Below are 15994 nucleotides of genomic sequence, written 5' to 3'. Positions count from 1 at the left end.
GGGATGGCCCCCTTCTCCCCCTCGCCGGCGGGGGCGGCGCCCCGGCGGACACGCGCCCGGCGGACGAGGCCGGGCCGGGCCCTCGTCGCGGCGGCGCTCGCCGCGGCCGGCCTCGGCGCCGCCCTGCTGCCCCTCGCCGCCTCCCCCGCGTCCGCCGTGGTCGGCGGCGCGCCCGCGTCCGCCGCCTCCTACCCGTGGCTCGCCGCCGTCGGCTCGCCGGTCTTCTTCGTCCGCCCGGCGGGCCAGTTCTGCGGCGGCGTCCTGATCGGGCCGGACCGGCTGCTCACCGCCGGGCACTGCGTGTCGGTGCTGCGCGGCGTGCCCGGCCTGCTCAAGGTCACCTTCGGCCGCGACGACCTGTCCGGCGGCGGCGGCGAGAGCGTGGCGGTGACGTCGGTGAAGCTGCACCCGAAGTACAGCGAGACCTCGTTCAAGGGCGAGACGGTCAGCCACCACGACCTCGCCGTCCTCACCCTGGCCCGGCGGGTCGACCGGCCGACCGTCCCGCTCGGCTCCCCCGGGTCCGCGACGAGCGGCGTGGTGGCCGGCTGGGGCACCACGTCCGAGTCCGACTGGTTCAACACCCGGCTGCGCGCCGCGCAGGTGCCGCTGCCCGGCGACGCCGCCTGCAAGAAGGTCTACGGCGGCTCCTACGACGCGTCCGACATGGCGTGCGCCGGGTCGCCGAAGGCGGACACCTGCCAGTTCGACAGCGGCGGGCCGCTGCTGGCGGGCGGCCGCGTCGTCGCCCTCACCTCCTGGGCGTACGGCTGCGCCAAGCCCGGCTACCCAGGCGTCTACACCCGCGTCACCGACCTGCCCTAGCCCCCCTGCCCGCGGGCGCGGTCCGACCGGAAGCGGGCAGGCATTGGCGCCGCGGTCCCGTCTCCGGCGATGCTGTGACCCATGCGCGTATTGGTGACGGGGGCGGCGGGTTACATCGGGTACGCGGTGGCGCGGCGGCTGGTGGCCGCCGGGCACGACGTCGACGGGCTCGTGCGGCGGGACGCCGAACTGCCCGCCGGGGTCCGGGCCGTCCGCGGCGACGTCCTGCACCCGGCGTCGCTGCCGTCCGGGACGTACGAAGGGATATGCCATCTCGCGGCGCTGACCCGCGTCCGCGAGTCCTTCCGGGAGCCGCTGCGCTTCTTCACCGCCAACGTGCAGGGCACGGTCAACGTGCTGCACGCCGCCGCTGGGGCGCGCGTGGTGTTCGGGTCGACCGCGGCGGTGTACGGGACGCCCGAGCGGCAGCCGATCCCCGAGACGGAGGCGACCGCGCCGTCCAACCCGTACGGGGCGTCGAAGCTGGCCGCCGAGCAGGCCGTCCGGTACCACGCCCGGACCGGCGCGATCGGCGCGGTGGTGCTGCGCACCTTCAACGTCGCGGGCTCGGTGGACGGCCGGATCGACCCGGACGAGACCCGGCTGATCCCGAAGGCGCTCGCGGTGGCCGCGGGCCGCGCGCCCCGGCTGGAGATCAACGGCGACGGGCTGGCCGTCCGCGAGTTCCTGCACGTGGACGATCTCGCCGCCGCCTACGTCGCCGCGCTGGAGGCGGTCCGCCTCGGCGAGGACCGGGTCTACAACGTCGGCAGCGGCACCGGGACGGCCGTCCACGAGGTCGTCGCGGCGGTCGAGAAGGCGACCGGGCGGCCGGTCCCGACGCTGCGCCGGCCGCCGCAGCCGGAGCCGCCGGTGCTGCTCTGCGACGCCGCCGCGATCCGCGCCGAGCTCGGCTGGCGGCCGGAGCGGTCCGCGCTGCCGGAGATCATCGAGGACGCGTGGGCCGCCCTCACCCGCGAGGACGGATAAACTCTCCAGCGTGTCCGACCCGAAGTTCGAAGTCCAGATGCTGCACGACCGTGTCATGATCAAAGTCGAGAAGGACGCCGGCGAGCGCCGCAGCACTTCCGGCATCGTGATCCCGGCGACCGTCGAGCGGGCCAACCGCCTCGTCTGGGGCGAGGTGTGCGGGGTCGGCCACCACGTCCGCACGGTCAAGGTCGGCGACCGCGTCCTGTTCCACCCCGGCGACCAGTACGAGGTCGAGATCCAGGGCGAGAACTACCTGGTGATGCGGGAACGCGACCTGCACGCCGTCGCCAACGAGCGTCCCGAGCACGGCACCGGCCTCTATCTGTGAACCGGCGGGGTCTAGGCCACCGGGGTGCCGTAGACGCTGACCTCGGTGAGGTGGAAGGTGAAGTCGGCGGTGTTGCCGAGGCCGACGACGCGGATGAAGCGGGCCTTCGCCTCGGTGTTCATCGTGTCGCCCGCGTCGGTCGCGGGGGCGGCTGGCGCTCGACGAGGTCTGGGGGCGGCTGCCGGTCTGACGGGGCGTTTCAGGCCCCCGGCCGGGCGGCTGCCCGGCGCGGCGTCACCACTCGGGAGGCCGGTGGCCGTCCCACGGCGCGGCCGCCTCGACCTGCGCGCAGAGCGCGAGGAGGCCGGCCTCTCCGGCGGGCCGCCCGACCAGGCTCACGCCGACCGGCAGCCCGTCCCCGGTGCGGTGCAGCGGGAGGTTGGCGACGGGCTGGCCGGTCATGTTGTAGACGCTGGTGAACGCGCTGAACGCGCTCTGCCGGCGGAGGTTGTCGAGCGGTTCGGCGTCCTTCTCGTCGAAGTACTCGACCGGCTGCGGCAGCGCCGCCAGCGTCGGCGTCAGGACGGCGTCGTAGCGGGCCGTCGCCTCGATGGACGCGCGGGCGGCGCGCTGCATCCCGCCGACCGCGGCGGCGAAAGCGGCGCCGTCGATGCGGCGGCCGTACTCGCGCCAGGCGCGGGTCACCGGCCGCAGCACCTCCTCCGCGTCCGCGTCGACGGCGTACCCGAGCGACTGCACGCCCCAGACCTTGACGAAGAGGTCGGAGGCCTCGGGCCCGAAGGGCGTGGGGATGTCCTCGACCTCGTGTCCGAGGCCTTCGAGCACCCGGGAGGCGTGCTCCCACGCGTCGATGCAGGCCGGGTCGACGTCGACGCCGGACGCGGCGGGCTTCGCGTAGCGGCCGATGCGCAGCCGTCCGGGCTCGCGGCCGGCGTGGCCGAGGAAGGTCTCGCCGGCCGGCAGCGGCGGCGCCCAGTGCGGGTCGCCGGGCATCGGCACGGCCATCAGGTCGAGCATCGCGGCGGCGTCCCGGACGGTCCGCGCGAGCGGGCCCTGGACGGCGAGGCCGCTCACGTCGGCGGCGTCCGGGCCGGGGCTGATCCGGCCCCGGGACGTCTTGAGCCCGAACAGGCCGCAGGAGCTCGCCGGAATCCGGATGGAGCCGCCGCCGTCGCTGCCGTGCGCGACGGGCGCGAGGCCGAGCGCCACGGCGGCGGCCGCGCCGCCGCTGGAGCCGCCGGCCCCGCGGGCGCGGTCCCACGGGTTGCGCGCCGGGCCGGCCAGGTCGTTGTCGGTGTAGCAGCAGAGCCCGAACTCGGGGGTGTTGGTCTTGCCGAGGCTGATCATGCCGCCGCGGCGCAGCAGCGTGACGACGTGCGCGTCGCGTTCGGGGACGTGACCGGCGTAGGCCCGGGAGCCGTAGGCGGTGGGCACGCCGGCGGTCGGCGTCAGATCCTTGATCGCGGTGGGCACTCCGGACAGCGGTGCCGGGGGCTCTCCCGCGGCCGTCCCGCCGGTCATCGCTTCGGCCTGCGCGACCGCCTGGTCCGCCGTGACGGTGACGAAGGCGCCGTAGCGCTCGTTCAGCCGCTCGATGCGGGCCAGGTAGTGGCGGACCAGCTCGGCGGGGGCGACCTCGCCCGTGCGCACCGCCGCGGCCTGTTCGAGCGCGGTGAGTTCGTGCAGTTGCGTCATGCGCCCCTTCTCTCCGCGGCGGGAGGCGGCGTCCGCCCCGCGATGCACACGATCACCGCCACCCTAATACCGACCAGTCGGTATGTCATGGGGTGCGGATCGCCGCGACCACCGGGCGAGGCCCGGATCAGGCCATACGGGAGTCGGCCGTGGTCAGGGCCGGATGGAGGGGCGGCCCGCGATCAGGTCGCCCACCGCGGTGGCGAGCCGCTGGACGGGGCGCCGGTACCGGCGCTCGCGGGCCACCGCGCGCCGCTCCTTGCGCGAGCCCGGCTTGTAGCGGCGCCGCGCCCACGGCGACCCGGGGCGGGCCAGCCGGATCGCCCCGACCAGCGCCACGAACCCGATGAACAGGCCGATCAGCCCCGTCCAGGTCTTGCCCTTGAGCAGCGCGATGACGGCGAGGCCGAGATCGATCAGCAGCACCGCCGCGAACTCCCACCCGCCGCTCGCGTCGTCGCCGCCGGCGAAGGAGTCCGCGCCCAGCGGGCGCAGCCCGAGCAGCAGCAGCCCGCACAGCGCCACCGTCACGAACACGACCTCGACCGACAGCCGCCCCTGCTCGGTCCAGTAGACGTCCTTCAGGTGGAACACCAGCGCGAACTCGTCCAGGACCAGCGCCGTCCCCGCGCCGAACAGGGCCGCGGACGCCGCCGCCCAGCCGGACGAGTCGTCGGTCACCGCGAGCCCGCCGATCCCGCCGACGCACACGAACACCAGGCCGAACACGACATGGTGGATATGCCGGCCGCCGGGCGTGACGTTCCCCGGCCACCACCGCACCCGCTTGCGGATCATCCGGACGCTGAAGCGGATGAACAGGAACGCCGCGATGAACGCCACGAAGAAGCAGAAGAGCCGGAGCCGTCCGGTGTCGGCGATCTCCCGGGTGAACCACGCGCCCATGCCGGGCACGTTCCCCGTCCCGCGCAAAGGCAGGGAAGGCCGCAGGTGAAGGCGCGGTCGCGGCGGGCCGGGCCGCCGCGACCGCCTCACTTGCCGGGCTGCGGCGTCTTGCAGTGGACCTTCGGGTTCGCGCCCACGTAGTTGAGCGGGCCGGCCACGATCGTGACGAGGACCGTGCCGACCTTGGCGCAACTGGCCTTCCGGTCGTCGTAGTAGTGCCGCTGGCCGGCGGCGATGGCACCGATGACCAGCCAGATCAGGACGATGGCCGTTCCGACGCGCACGGCAGCCTCCGGGGGGACGTGGCCGCCGGTTCTCCTGGTCGGTCCATGATCGGCGGCCGGGGGTGCCGTGGGTGTGCCCGCCAAGGGCCGGACCTAACGCGCCCAGCGGAAATGTGCCGCCGTCTACACCGTCCGGCACATGCGGCGGTCCGGCCGGCGAACGTAGCGTCAGCGGCGTCATCGGGTCCCACGGGGGGCACCCGACATGGCGGAGGAAGCACCATGGACAACTCTGTGACGACCAGGGGGAACGAGTACGCGGGGGTCCTGCTCCTGCTGCTGCGCCGCTACGCGGCGAACCTGCCGGACGGGCGGCGCAACGACGTCGACCGGACCCTCTCGGCGGCGCTGGACCGGATCCCGGAATCGCGGGCCGCGATCGCCGGGATGGTCGCCAAGGCCGACGCGCTGCCGCAGGACCGCAAGCGCGCCCTGTTCGGCGGCACGCACGCCTTCCAGCCCGTCGCCACCGCGGTGAGCGCTCCGGAACTGGAGCAGGTCATCGGGCGGCTCGGCGGCCGCAAGACGCCGCCGGCGACGAGCAGGCCGAGCGCACACAAGTACGACCTGCGGTTCTCGCACATGATCTGCGACGACGAGAGCAACCCCGAATCATTCGGCAAGGACGAGCCCTACGAGATCATCAGCATGATCACGCAGGCGCAGATGGAGGCCGGCACGCCCGCGCGCAGCGTGCGGACGCCGGTGTACAAGACCAACGAGGGCGACCGCGCGCCCGCGTCGGGCTCGGAGGACCTGCGACTGTGGGGCGTCGGCGCCCCGGCGGTCATCGACTCCGACCTGCTGGTCACGGTGGTCCACGTGGAGCACGACATGGGCAACATCTCCAAGATCGTGACGGACATCACCGCGGTGGTCACCGCCGCCGCCGTGGCGGCCAAGGCCGCCAAGCAGGACCTGATCGCGGTCGCCCTCGGCATCGTCGCCAGCCTCGGCGGGCTCGTCACCGCCCTCGCCGCCGACGACCCGGTGGGCGAGCCGCAGCAGCTGCTGCTGAGCCAGGCGGACGCGGACGCCTTCACCAAGGACGCGGCGCAGGTGACCCTGCCCGCGCTGCGGTTCAACGGGGGCGACTCCAACGGGGTCTACCGGTCGTTCCTGACGCTGCGCCGGACCTGATTCAGTACCGGTCCCGGCCTCCGCACCGGCCGGGCACGGCCGCCTTCGGCCGTGCCCGGCCGGTGCATCTGGCCGGAGCGGGCCGCCGCTGCCAGACTTCTGCACAGGGGTCCACGACGCACGGCGGGACGCATGACGCAGGGCTCGGGGCCGGGCCGCCACAACCTGCCGGCGGAGACGACCCGCTTCGTCGGGCGGGAGCGCGAGATGGCCGAGCTGGCCGCGCTCCTGCCCGGCGAGCGGCTCGTCACGCTGGCGGGCCCGGGCGGGATCGGCAAGACGCGGCTGGCGCGGCACCTGGCCGCCGGGGTGGCCGGCCGGTTCCCCGGCGGGGCATGGCTGGTGCCGCTCGCCGACGTGCGCGACGCCCGGCTGGTGCCGCAGGCCGTGGCGGCGGCCGTCGGCGTCGCGGAGGAGCCGGGACGGCCGCCGGCCGACACGCTGCTCGCCGCGCTGCGCGCCCGCGGAATGCTGCTCGTCCTCGACAACTGCGAGCACCTGGTGGAGGGCTGCGCGGTGTTCGCGCACCGGCTGCTCGGCGACTGCCCGGCGCTGCACGTGCTGGCCACGAGCCGCGAGCCGCTGCGCCTCCCGGGCGAGGTGGTGCGGCGGGTGCCGCCGCTGGACCTGCCCGCCGAGTCCGTCACGGACGTGGACCGGATCGGCGGGCACGCGGCGATCCGGCTGTTCGCCGAGCGGGCCGCCGCCGCGCGCCCCGGCTTCGGGCTGACCAGCGGCAACGCGCCGGTGGTCGTGCGGCTCGCCCGCGGCCTGGACGGGATGCCGCTCGCGCTGGAGCTGGCCGCCGCCCGGGTCGCCTTCCTGACCGTCGAGCAGATCGCCGACCGGCTGGACGAGCGGTTCCGGCTGCTGGTGCGGGGCAGCAGGACCGCGGCGGCGCGGCAGCGGACGCTGCGCGCCACCGTCGACTGGAGCCACGACCTGCTGGGCCCCGACGAGCGCGTGCTGCTGCGGCGGCTGTCGGTGTTCGCGGGCGGCTGGACGCTGGAGTCCGCCGAGCGGGTGTGCGGCGACGGGCTCGACGTGCTGGACGTCCTCGGCGACCTGGCGGCCAAGTCGCTGGTGGTGACCGACGAGCCGGCGCGGCACCGGCTGCTGGAGACCATCCGGCACTACGCCGCCGAGCGCCTCGCCGCCTCCGGCGAGGCGGACGCGATCACCGCCCGGCACCGGGGCCACATGGTGGAGCTGGCGGAGCGGCTGGAGCGGGACGGCTGGCTCGACCCGTTCGTGGCGTGGGAGCGCCGCCTCGCCGCGTTCGAGTCCGTCAAGGCCGAGTCGGAGAACTTCCGCGCCGCGTTCGACGCCGCGACGCGGGCCGGGGACGTCCGCGCCGGGCTGCGGCTGTGCACGTCGCTGCGCTGGTACTGGCTGATCCAGGGGCGGGTGGCCGAGGGCGTCTCGTGGTTCGAGCGCTGCTTCGCCCTGCCCGGCCCGGTGGAGCCCGAGGTACGGGCGCGCGCGTGCCGCGCGTACGGCGAGGTCTGCTACGACCACGGCGACTACGACGAGGCCAGGGCCCGGGTCGGCGAAGCGCGGGAGGCGTTCCAAGCGCTGGGCGACCGGGCGGGCGTGGACGGCTGCCTCACGACACTGGCGCTCATCGGCATGCGCTGCGGAGACGACGCGGACGCCGAGACCGTCCTGGACGGGGTCCGGCGGCGCGCGCACACGGGCGGCGAGCCGTTCAACGAGGCGCTCGCCCTCTCCGCGCTCGCGGCCCTGTCGGCGCGGCACGGACGGCTGCGGACCGCGACGCGGTTCAACGAGGAGTCGCTGGCCGTCTTCCGCCGGATGGGCCACCTCGGGCTGGCGGCGAACACGCTGATCGGGCTCGGCCTCATCGCGCTCGTCCAGGGCGACCCGGAACGCGCGGCGCGGCTCTACCGCGAGGCGCACGCCATCGTCGGCGACCCGGACGGGCTGCGCCCGCAGCGGGCCCGCTGCCTGGCCGGGCTCGGCGCCGCCGCCACCGCGCTCGGCGACCTCGGCGCCGCCCGGCGCCACCTGGACGAGAGCCTGCGCCTCACCGCGCTCACCGGGCGGCGCAACGCCATCGCGCGCGTGCTGGAACTGTGCGCGGCGCTGGCCCTGCGCGAGGGCGGCGCCGCCCGCGCGGTCGAGCTGCTGGGCGCGGCGTCGGCGCTGCGGGAGAGGGCGGGCGTCCCCGCGTCGCCGTCCGCCGGGGCGCGCCAGGAGACGCTGCTGGAGGACGCCCGGACCCGGCTCGGCCCGCCGGCGGTCGCGCACCTGTGGGCGCGGGGCCGGGCCATGGAGATGGACGAGGCGATCGCCCGCGCCACCGCGCCTACCGATTCGCCGGAGGCGGGGACGGACGCCCCGCCGGGCGCGGGCACGCGTCCGGTGCGTCCCGCGAGCACGCTCACACCACGCGAACTGGAGGTGGCGGCGCTGCTCGCCGCCGGGCTGACCAACCGGGAGATCGCCGCGGAGCTCGTCATCAGCCCCGGGACGGCCGGGCGGCACGTGGCCAACATCCTCGGCAAGCTCGGGTTCGGGTCGCGCGCCCAGGTGGCCGCGTGGTGGGCGGCGCGGCACCGCGACGCCCCGGAGCCGGACGCCTGAGCGAGCCGGGCGGCGGGAAGCCCGGACGGCGCGAAGCCCGGGCCCCGGGAACGGCGGGCGGTCTACGCTCGTCGAAACGTGTCGGACCACCCACGAGCACTCGCACCACCCACGAGCGCTCGGACCACCAGCGAGCAGGGGAGACGGACATGGGCGACGGCGTCGAGCACGACAGGTCGGGCCAGCTCAAGCAGATCGAGAGCGGGCTGCTGCCCGGCGAGCAGGTCATCGCGGTCTACGACGCGATCGGCACCGGCACCGGGTTCGTCGGCCTCACCGACCGGCGCGTGATCATCCAGGACAAGAGCTTCGCCGGCAAGAAGTACGCGATCACCAGCATCCCCTACTCCAAGATCACTTCGGTCAGCGTGGTCAGCAACAAGTCGTGGGCGGGGCCCTACTTCTCCTCCGGCTCGATCGCGATCAACGTCGGGACCATCTCCTACGAGGTCGAGTTCCGCGGCGCCGACAAGAGCCACCACGTGCACAACGTGATCCTGGACTTCATCTCCCGCTGACCCGCCGCGCCGGGCCCGTGCCCGATCCCGGGAGGCCGGGCGCGGGCATCCGGGCCCCGGTCAATGGTGGCTTTCCGCGACAGTGGACCAGCGTACGGTGATCGAGATCCACTAGAGTGGAGGCTCCTCGACCCACCCCGCTCCCAGTCGAGGGGAGACGATGACAGATCGCCTGTCCCCCGGTCCCGGCTCCCCGGGCGCCGCCCTCAACCGCATCTACGACTACTCGCTCGGCGGCAAGGACAACTACTGCGCCGACCGCGAAGTCGCCATCGAGGCGTTCGGCTCCTTCCGCGCCGCCCGGCTGCTGCCCCGCGAGAACCGCAAGTTCCTGCGCCGCGCCGTCCGCCACATGCTGGACGAGGGCGTCCGGCAGTTCCTCGACGTCGGCTGCGGCCTGCCCGGGAAGGGCAACGTGCACGAGGTCGTGCACGCCCGCGACGCCGCCGGCCGCGTCGTGTACGTCGACAACGACCGCGTCGCCGTCGTCCACTACCAGGCGCTGCTGCACGCCGTGCCGAACGCGACGGCGGTGCACGGCGACGCCCGCAAACCGCACGCGGTCCTCGCCGACCCGGAGGTCACCGCGCTCATCGACCTGCGCCGCCCGGTCGGCGTGCTGATGACCGCGACGCTCGACGCGATCCTCGACGAGGAGGACCCGGAAGGCATCGTCCGCGCGTTCACCGACGCGATGGCGCCCGGCTCGCACCTCGCGATCTGCGACTTCACCGACGACGCGATGACGTCCTGCGAGCGCGCCCTGCAGGACCGGATCGTCGCCGACGCCGGGCTGGTGTTCACCTCGCGCTCCCGGTCCCGGATCGCCGCGTTCTTCGACGGCCTCGATCTGGTCGAGCCCGGCCTCGTGCCCGCGCCCGAATGGCGCCCCGACCGCCCGCACGAGCCGGCGACGGGCTGGCTGGTCGCGGGCGTCGGCCGCAAACCCTGACCCCGCGGCGGCCGGAGCCGCCGAGGGTTCGCTTAGACGACGATGCGGGCGGTGGAGCCGCCGCGCTCCTTGGTGACGCGGAGCTGCGCCGGGATCCGCGCCCGCAGCTCCGCGACGTGGCTGACGATGCCGACGGCGCGGCCGCCGTCGCGCAGGCCGTCCAGCACGTCCATCACCTCGTCGAGGGTGTCCTCGTCGAGGCTGCCGAAGCCCTCGTCGACGAACAGCGTGCCGATCTCCGCGCCGCCCGCCTCCGCGGTGACGACGTCGGCGAGGCCGAGCGCCAGCGACAGCGAGCAGATGAACGACTCGCCGCCCGACAGCGTCACCGGGTCGCGGTCCAGGCCCGTCCACGCGTCGGCGACGCGCAGCCCGAGCCCGCCCGCGCCGTGGCTGCGGTCGCCCGCCGCCTTGTCGGTGGTGTGCACGAGCGCGTAGCGGCCGCCCGACATCCGGTCGAGCCGCTCGTTCGCGGCGGCCACGACCTGCTCCAGCCGCGCGGCCAGCACGTACGCCGACAGCGACATCGAGCGCCGGTTCGCGGCGTGCTTGCCGGACGTCAGCCCGGCGAGCCGCTCGGCGACCCGGTACCGCTCCGCTGCCGGACGCCAGTCACGGACGGCGGCGCCGAGGTCGGCGCGCAGCCGCGCGAGCCGCTCGCAGCGGTGCCGGGCCCGGTCGGCGGCGGACGCGGCACCGGTCCTGGCGTCCTCCGCCTCCGCGAGGGCCGCCTCGAGCGCGTCCAGGTCGGGCGCGGGCCCGGCGGCGGCCTCCGCCAGCGCCCGGTCGGCGAGCAGGTCGCGGACGAGGGCCTCCTCGTCGTCGAAGCGGCGGAGCCGGTCGCGCAGCGCGGCCTGGTCCTCGTCCGGCATCGCGGCGGCGAGCACCTCCTCCGGCGTGCGGAAACCCTCCTCCTCCGCGGTGGCCTTGGCCTGCGCGCGAGCGGCGGCGAGCTCCTCGGCGGCGCGGTCGGCCTCCCGGAGCGCGTCCATCGCCTCGGCCAGCGCGCCGGCCTCGCGGCCGAGCCGGTCGATGCGCGCCTCCAGGGTCGGGTCGGTGCCGCGCGCCTCGTCCAGCGCCGCGCGCAGCCGCTTCTCCTCGGCGTCGAGCTCCGCGCGCCGGGTGCGGTTCTCGGTCAGCGCGCGGACGTTGCCGTCCCGGGCGTCGCGGACGCGTTCGAGCTCCCGCTCGTCGCGGTGCACTTCGCTCTCCAGCCGGTCGGCCTCCGCGGCCCGCGCCGTCGCCGCGGCGAGCAGGTCCTCCGCCTCCGCCAGGTCTGCGGCGAGGGCGTCGGCCGCCGCCTCGCCGACGGTCTCCAGCAGGCCGTCGCGCTCGGTGCGCAACGCCTCCACCCGGCGCGCCGCGTCCTCCCGGACGTGCTGCGCGCGGTCGGCGGCGGCCTGCGCCTCGTCGACCTGCTCCTCCGTCGGGATCAGCGCCAGCGAGGTGACCGGGGCCGGATGCTCGGTGGAGCCGCAGACCCGGCAGGGCTCGCCGTCCGCCAGCTCCTCGGCGAGGACGGCCGCCATCCCGTCGAGCCGCGCCTGCCGCAGGTCGAGGACGTGCTGCCGGGCGTCCTGCGCGGCGTCGACCGCGTCGCGGTGCGCGGCCTCCGCCTCGCCGAGCAGGTGCCCGACCTGGTCGCGGCGGTGCGCCGCGTCGAGCCGGCGGCGCGCCTCGGCGACCGCGGCCTCGGCTCCCGGACGGCCCGCCGCGGCGATCCGCGCCTCGTCCAGCTCGGCGCGCCGCGCCTCGACGACGCCGGGCAGCTCGGCGAGCGCCGCGGCGATCCGCGCCTCCTCCGGCTCGAGGCGCTCCAGCTCGCGCTCCAGCTCCGCCCGCTCGGCCTCCAGCTCGGCGAGCCGCGCGGCCTCCTGCCTGCGGTCCGCCAGCTTCGCCATCTCGTCGCGGCGCGCCCGCTCGGCCTTCGCCAGGACGTCCTCGGACGCGCTCGGCGGAAGCAGCGCCCCGACCCGGGACCGGGTCTCCTCGGCCCACCGGCGCGCCTGGACCGCGCGGACATGCCGGTCCTGCACGGCGCGCACCAGCGGCACGACCCGGTCGGCGCGCGCGGCGGCGTCGAGCTCCGACGCCAGCCGCGACCGCTCCTCCGCGCGCGCGGTGAGCGCGTCACGGCGCGCCAGCGCGTCGGCGTGCCGCCGCCGCCGATCCGCCACCTCCCGCCCGGCCTCCAGCGCCTCGCGCGCCGCCCGCACCGCCGCGTCCGCCTCGTCGCGCAGCCGGTCGGCGACCGCGCGGACGTCGGCGTGCTCGCCCGCCAGCTCCGCCGCCCACGCCGGCAGCACCTCCACATCGGCGGCCCGCTCCGGGACCTGCTCGCCCCGGCGCGGCGCCGGAACCGCCGGACGCTCACCGTGCGGCGCCACCGAGCCGGTCGCCTCCGCCACCCGGTCCGCGATCGAGGACGCCGCGGCGGCCAGCTCGGCCGCCTCCCGGCCCGTCGCGGCCCGCCGATCCGCCAGCCACTTCTCGACCTGCGCGAACACCTCCGTCGCGAACAGCCGCTCCAGCACCTTGCGGCGCTCGTCCGCGCCCGCCCGCAGGAACCCCGCGAACTCGCCCTGCGGCAGCAGCGCCACCTGGCAGAACTGCGCCGCGTTCATCCCGAGCAGCCGCGAGATCAGGTCGCCCGCCTCGTCCAGCCGGGTGGTGAGCCCCGTCCAGCCGCCGCGCTCGAACTCCTCCAGGATCACCTTCGCGTGCTCGGTCGTCGTCCCGGACCCGCGCAGCTTCGGCCGCTCCCACGCCGGCGACCGCGTCACCCGCAGCCGGCGGCCCCGGATCGTCGTCTCCAGCACCACGCGCGGCCCCGCGCCCGGCGCCGCGTGGTCGCTGCGCAGCCCCTTCACCGCGTTCCGCACGCCCGGGACCTGCCCGTACAGCGCGAAGCACACCGCGTCCAGGATGCTCGTCTTCCCCGCGCCCGTCCGGCCCTGGATGAGGAACAGCCCCGCGTCCGACAGCGCGTCGAAGTCGATCTCCTCCGTCCCGGAGAACGGGCCGAACGCGGCGACCTCCAGCCGGTGGAGCCTCACGCCAGCGCCTCCTTCCGGCGGCAGTGCTCGAACGCCTCGTCCAGCAGCGCGCGCTCCGCCTCCGTCGCGGGCCCGTCGGTCACCTCCGCGACGAAGTCGCCGGCGATCTCGGACTCCGACCGCTCGCGGACCCGCTCCGTCCAGGTGCGGGCGTCGTCGGTGCCGCCGCCCTCGGGCTCGAACCCGAGCACCAGCGCGTACGGGAAGCGGCGGCGCAGCCGCTCCATCGCCGCCGACGGTCGGCGCTCGTCGGTCAGCGTGATCTGAAGCCAGCGGTCCTCGTACCTCTCGAACTCCGCACCCGTCAGCAGGTCGTCGATGCGGCCCCTGACACGCGCCAGCCGCCGCGGCACGGGCGCCTCCACGAACTCCGCGCTCACCCCGTCCGCGCGCAGATCGACGAGCCACGACCCCTTGACGTGATGCTCCTCGGAGAACGAGTACGCCAGCGGCGACCCCGAATAGCGGACCCGGTCCGTGATCGCCCAGCGGCCGTGCAGATGCCCGAGCGCCGCGTAGTCGACGCCGTCGAACACCGACGCCGCAACCTGCGCCGAACCGCCCACCGAGATGTCGCGCTCGCTCTCGCTGCTCTCACCGCCCGTCACGAACGCGTGCGCCAGCACCACCGAACGCAGCCCGGGACGCTCCGCCGCGTCCGCGCGGACCCGCCGCATCGCCTCGGTGAGCGCCGCCGCATGCGTCCGCTCCTCCAGCTCCCACGGATGCCGCACCAGCTCCGGCTCCAGATACGGGATGCCGTAGATCGCCGCGTCGCCGACGACGACCGGCTCCCCCACGCGCGCGAAATCGGTGCGGACGTGCACGCCCGCGCCGTCCATCAACGCCGACCCGAACCCGAGCCGCCGCGCCGAGTCGTGATTCCCCGCGATCAGCACAACCCGCGTCAGCTCCGCGAGCCGCGCCAGCGCCTCATCGCACAACCGCACCGCGTCGACCGCCGGCAGCGCCCGGTCATAGACGTCGCCCGACACGAGCACACAGTCGACCCGCTGCTCGCGCACCGTCGCGACGAGGTCGTCGACGAACGCCGCCTGCGCGGCCAGCAGATCCTCGCGGTGAAACGATCTGCCCAGATGCCAGTCGGAGGTGTGCAGGATTCGCATGTCGCAGCAACCATAGGCAGCCCGTCCGACACATCCGGCGCAGAAACGCCGTGTTGGCTTCAATCCCGGCCCAAGGGCCTCGCCTAGCGGCTCGGCCCTTGACCGGTATTGGGCGAGCGCGCACTCGCTTCGCGAGCTTCCCGGTGGGGGCTCGCCTCCGGCATCGCCCCCACCGCTCAGATAACGCGCTCGCGCGCAAGCTCAGCTCACCGCACTTTTACCGACTCGCCCCTGGCATCGCGTCCCTCGACCAACTGACGGATCCGCGCGGCAGGCCAGCCAGGACCTCCCGCGTGGTGGGTCGGCCAGGAGCGCCCGGGTGCCGGGCTCGCCTCGGCTTCGCCTGCGGGCTTGGCTCGGCTTCGCGTCTGTCGGTCGGCTGGCGTGCCTTGGGCGCCTTGGTTCGGGGGTGGGGCGGCAGGTTCTAGGCTGGGGCGGTGGGTGATCGTCCTTACGTGCTGCTGAGCTGCGCGATGTCGGTCGACGGGTACATCGACGACGCGGCGCCCGAACGGCTGCGGCTGTCCAGCGCCGCGGACTTCGACCGGGTCGACGCGGTGCGCGCCGGCTGCGACGCGATCCTCGTCGGTGCCGGGACCGTGCGGGCCGACGACCCGAAGCTGCTGATCCGCTCGCAGGCGCGGCGGGAGCGGCGGGCCTCCCGGGGGCTGCCGCCCGACCTCACCAAGGTGACGCTGACGTGGAGTGGCGACCTCGATCCGGGCGCGCGGTTCTTCACCACGGGCGAGTCGCCGAAGCTGGTGTACGCGCCGTCCGGGACGGCCGCGGAGCTCGCGGGGCGGCTGGACGGGCTGGGCGAGGTCGTCGACGCGGGCGAGCCGCTGGAGCTGCCGGTGGTGCTGGCCGACCTGTCCGCGCGGGGCGTGCGGCGGCTCATGGTGGAGGGCGGCGGCGCGATCCACACGCTGTTCCTCACGTCGGGGCTGGCGGACGAGCTGCAGCTGGTCGTGGCGCCGTTCTTCGTCGGGGACCCGTCGGCGCCGCGGTTCGTCCGGTCGGGGGTGTTCCCGCAGTCGCCGGAGCGGCCGATGCGGCTGGCGGAGATCACCCGGATCGGCGACCTCGCGCTGCTGCGGTACCTGGCGGGCGAGCGTGTCTGACGCGGTCATGGACGACGCCGGGTGGCTGGCGCTGGCCTGCGACCTGGCGACGCTGTGCCCGCCGTCCCGGACGGCGTTCTCGGTGGGCGCGGTGATCGTCGGCGCGGACGGCCGGGAGATCGCGCGCGGGCACTCGCGGGAGGCCGACCCGCACGACCACGCGGAGGAGGCGGCGATCGCCAAGTCCGGCGGGGTGCTCGCGGGCGCGACCGTCTACAGCTCGCTGGAGCCGTGCGGGAACCGCGCGTCGCGGCCGCGGCCGTGCGCCGAGCTGATCGTCGCGGCGGGGGCGCGGCGGGTGGTGTTCGCGTGGCGGGAGCCGTCGCTGTTCGTCGCCGGCACGGGCGCGGAGATCCTGGCGGCGGCGGGCGTGGAGCTGGTGGAACTGCCCGAGCTGGCGGACGCGGCGCGCGAGCCGAACGCGCACCTGCTCGCCGGATGAGACTCTAGTCTCATTTCTCTTGCCAACCCCCCTCGGCCG

General features: G+C 75.5%; 14 protein-coding genes. 9 read left to right on the top strand and 5 right to left on the bottom strand.

All coding sequences use genetic code 11. The features are described 5' to 3' along the window. Positions 1–3 precede the first annotated feature (3 nt). From F8568_RS15780 to F8568_RS15770, 3 genes are all read left to right on the top strand, one after another. Entirely contained in the window at positions 4–825 is an 822-nt protein-coding gene (locus F8568_RS15780) for a serine protease (protein WP_151594305.1), read from the top strand. Between the two features lie 81 nt (positions 826–906). Further along, positions 907–1815 (top strand): NAD-dependent epimerase/dehydratase family protein, encoded by a 909-nt coding sequence (locus tag F8568_RS15775; protein ID WP_151594304.1) that lies wholly within the window; start codon positions 907–909, stop codon positions 1813–1815. 10 nt (positions 1816–1825) lie between these two features. After that, positions 1826–2146, top strand: coding sequence for a GroES family chaperonin (locus F8568_RS15770; protein WP_151594303.1), 321 nt, complete (start codon positions 1826–1828; stop codon positions 2144–2146). A 234-nt stretch (positions 2147–2380) separates the two neighbouring features. Here F8568_RS15770 and F8568_RS15765 read toward each other — a convergent pair whose 3' ends face one another. The 3 genes from F8568_RS15765 to F8568_RS15755 all read right to left on the bottom strand — a co-directional run bounded on the left by F8568_RS15765 (position 2381) and on the right by F8568_RS15755 (position 4992). Continuing rightward, on the bottom strand, positions 2381–3802 hold the full coding sequence (locus F8568_RS15765; protein ID WP_151594302.1) for an amidase: 1422 nt from the start codon (positions 3800–3802) through the stop codon (positions 2381–2383). A gap of 153 nt (positions 3803–3955) precedes the next feature. Further along, on the bottom strand, positions 3956–4708 hold the full coding sequence (locus F8568_RS15760) for a hypothetical protein (RefSeq protein ID WP_151594301.1): 753 nt from the start codon (positions 4706–4708) through the stop codon (positions 3956–3958). Positions 4709–4794: 86 nt separating this feature from the next. Next, a complete protein-coding gene (locus F8568_RS15755; protein WP_151594300.1) occupies positions 4795–4992 on the bottom strand; it encodes a hypothetical protein in 198 nt (65 codons plus the stop codon). A 222-nt stretch (positions 4993–5214) separates the two neighbouring features. Between F8568_RS15755 and F8568_RS15750 the strand changes: the two genes are divergently transcribed. From F8568_RS15750 to F8568_RS15735, 4 genes are all read left to right on the top strand, one after another. Continuing rightward, positions 5215–6132 carry a hypothetical protein gene (locus tag F8568_RS15750; protein WP_151594299.1) on the top strand — a complete coding sequence of 306 codons (918 nt, stop codon included), beginning with the start codon at positions 5215–5217 and terminating at the stop codon, positions 6130–6132. Between the two features lie 132 nt (positions 6133–6264). Beyond that, entirely contained in the window at positions 6265–8739 is a 2475-nt protein-coding gene (locus tag F8568_RS15745) for an ATP-binding protein (protein ID WP_151594298.1), read from the top strand. A gap of 149 nt (positions 8740–8888) precedes the next feature. Continuing rightward, on the top strand, positions 8889–9257 hold the full coding sequence (locus F8568_RS15740; protein WP_151541748.1) for a PH domain-containing protein: 369 nt from the start codon (positions 8889–8891) through the stop codon (positions 9255–9257). Positions 9258–9417: 160 nt separating this feature from the next. Beyond that, positions 9418–10209 (top strand): SAM-dependent methyltransferase, encoded by a 792-nt coding sequence (locus tag F8568_RS15735; RefSeq protein ID WP_151594297.1) that lies wholly within the window; start codon positions 9418–9420, stop codon positions 10207–10209. Positions 10210–10241: 32 nt separating this feature from the next. Here F8568_RS15735 and F8568_RS15730 read toward each other — a convergent pair whose 3' ends face one another. Both F8568_RS15730 and F8568_RS15725 read right to left on the bottom strand, forming a co-directional pair. Then, positions 10242–13265 carry an AAA family ATPase gene (locus tag F8568_RS15730; protein ID WP_151594296.1) on the bottom strand — a complete coding sequence of 1008 codons (3024 nt, stop codon included), beginning with the start codon at positions 13263–13265 and terminating at the stop codon, positions 10242–10244. Continuing rightward, positions 13262–14392 carry an exonuclease SbcCD subunit D gene (locus F8568_RS15725; RefSeq protein ID WP_151594295.1) on the bottom strand — a complete coding sequence of 377 codons (1131 nt, stop codon included), beginning with the start codon at positions 14390–14392 and terminating at the stop codon, positions 13262–13264. Before F8568_RS15725 ends, F8568_RS15730 begins: the two co-directional genes overlap by 4 nt. Positions 14393–14829: 437 nt before the next feature. On the opposite strand from F8568_RS15725, the gene F8568_RS15720 reads away from it, so the two are divergent. Then, positions 14830–15513, top strand: coding sequence for a RibD family protein (locus F8568_RS15720; protein ID WP_151594294.1), 684 nt, complete (start codon positions 14830–14832; stop codon positions 15511–15513). Between the two features lie 7 nt (positions 15514–15520). Beyond that, entirely contained in the window at positions 15521–15955 is a 435-nt protein-coding gene (locus F8568_RS15715; protein WP_151594445.1) for a deaminase, read from the top strand. The last annotated feature ends 39 nt before the right edge of the window (positions 15956–15994 follow it).

Source organism: Actinomadura physcomitrii, from assembly GCF_008923205.2.
GTDB classification, from domain to species: domain Bacteria; phylum Actinomycetota; class Actinomycetes; order Streptosporangiales; family Streptosporangiaceae; genus Spirillospora; species Spirillospora physcomitrii.
Note: the sequence above shows the minus strand (reverse complement) of the source record. Positions and strands in the feature narration are given on the sequence as shown.

What these genes read in the sequence shown, in the direction of transcription:
- F8568_RS15715 (WP_151594445.1), top strand. Translation starts at nt 15,521, where the DNA reads ATGGACGACGCCGGGTGGCTGGCGCTGGCCTGCGACCTGGCGACGCTG.
- F8568_RS15735 (WP_151594297.1), top strand. Translation starts at nt 9,418, where the DNA reads ATGACAGATCGCCTGTCCCCCGGTCCCGGCTCCCCGGGCGCCGCCCTC.
- F8568_RS15775 (WP_151594304.1), top strand. Translation starts at nt 907, where the DNA reads ATGCGCGTATTGGTGACGGGGGCGGCGGGTTACATCGGGTACGCGGTG.
- F8568_RS15780 (WP_151594305.1), top strand. Translation starts at nt 4, where the DNA reads ATGGCCCCCTTCTCCCCCTCGCCGGCGGGGGCGGCGCCCCGGCGGACA.
- F8568_RS15760 (WP_151594301.1), bottom strand. Translation starts at nt 4,708, where the DNA reads ATGGGCGCGTGGTTCACCCGGGAGATCGCCGACACCGGACGGCTCCGG.
- F8568_RS15725 (WP_151594295.1), bottom strand. Translation starts at nt 14,392, where the DNA reads ATGCGAATCCTGCACACCTCCGACTGGCATCTGGGCAGATCGTTTCAC.
- F8568_RS15765 (WP_151594302.1), bottom strand. Translation starts at nt 3,802, where the DNA reads ATGACGCAACTGCACGAACTCACCGCGCTCGAACAGGCCGCGGCGGTG.
- F8568_RS15745 (WP_151594298.1), top strand. Translation starts at nt 6,265, where the DNA reads ATGACGCAGGGCTCGGGGCCGGGCCGCCACAACCTGCCGGCGGAGACG.
- F8568_RS15740 (WP_151541748.1), top strand. Translation starts at nt 8,889, where the DNA reads ATGGGCGACGGCGTCGAGCACGACAGGTCGGGCCAGCTCAAGCAGATC.
- F8568_RS15750 (WP_151594299.1), top strand. Translation starts at nt 5,215, where the DNA reads ATGGACAACTCTGTGACGACCAGGGGGAACGAGTACGCGGGGGTCCTG.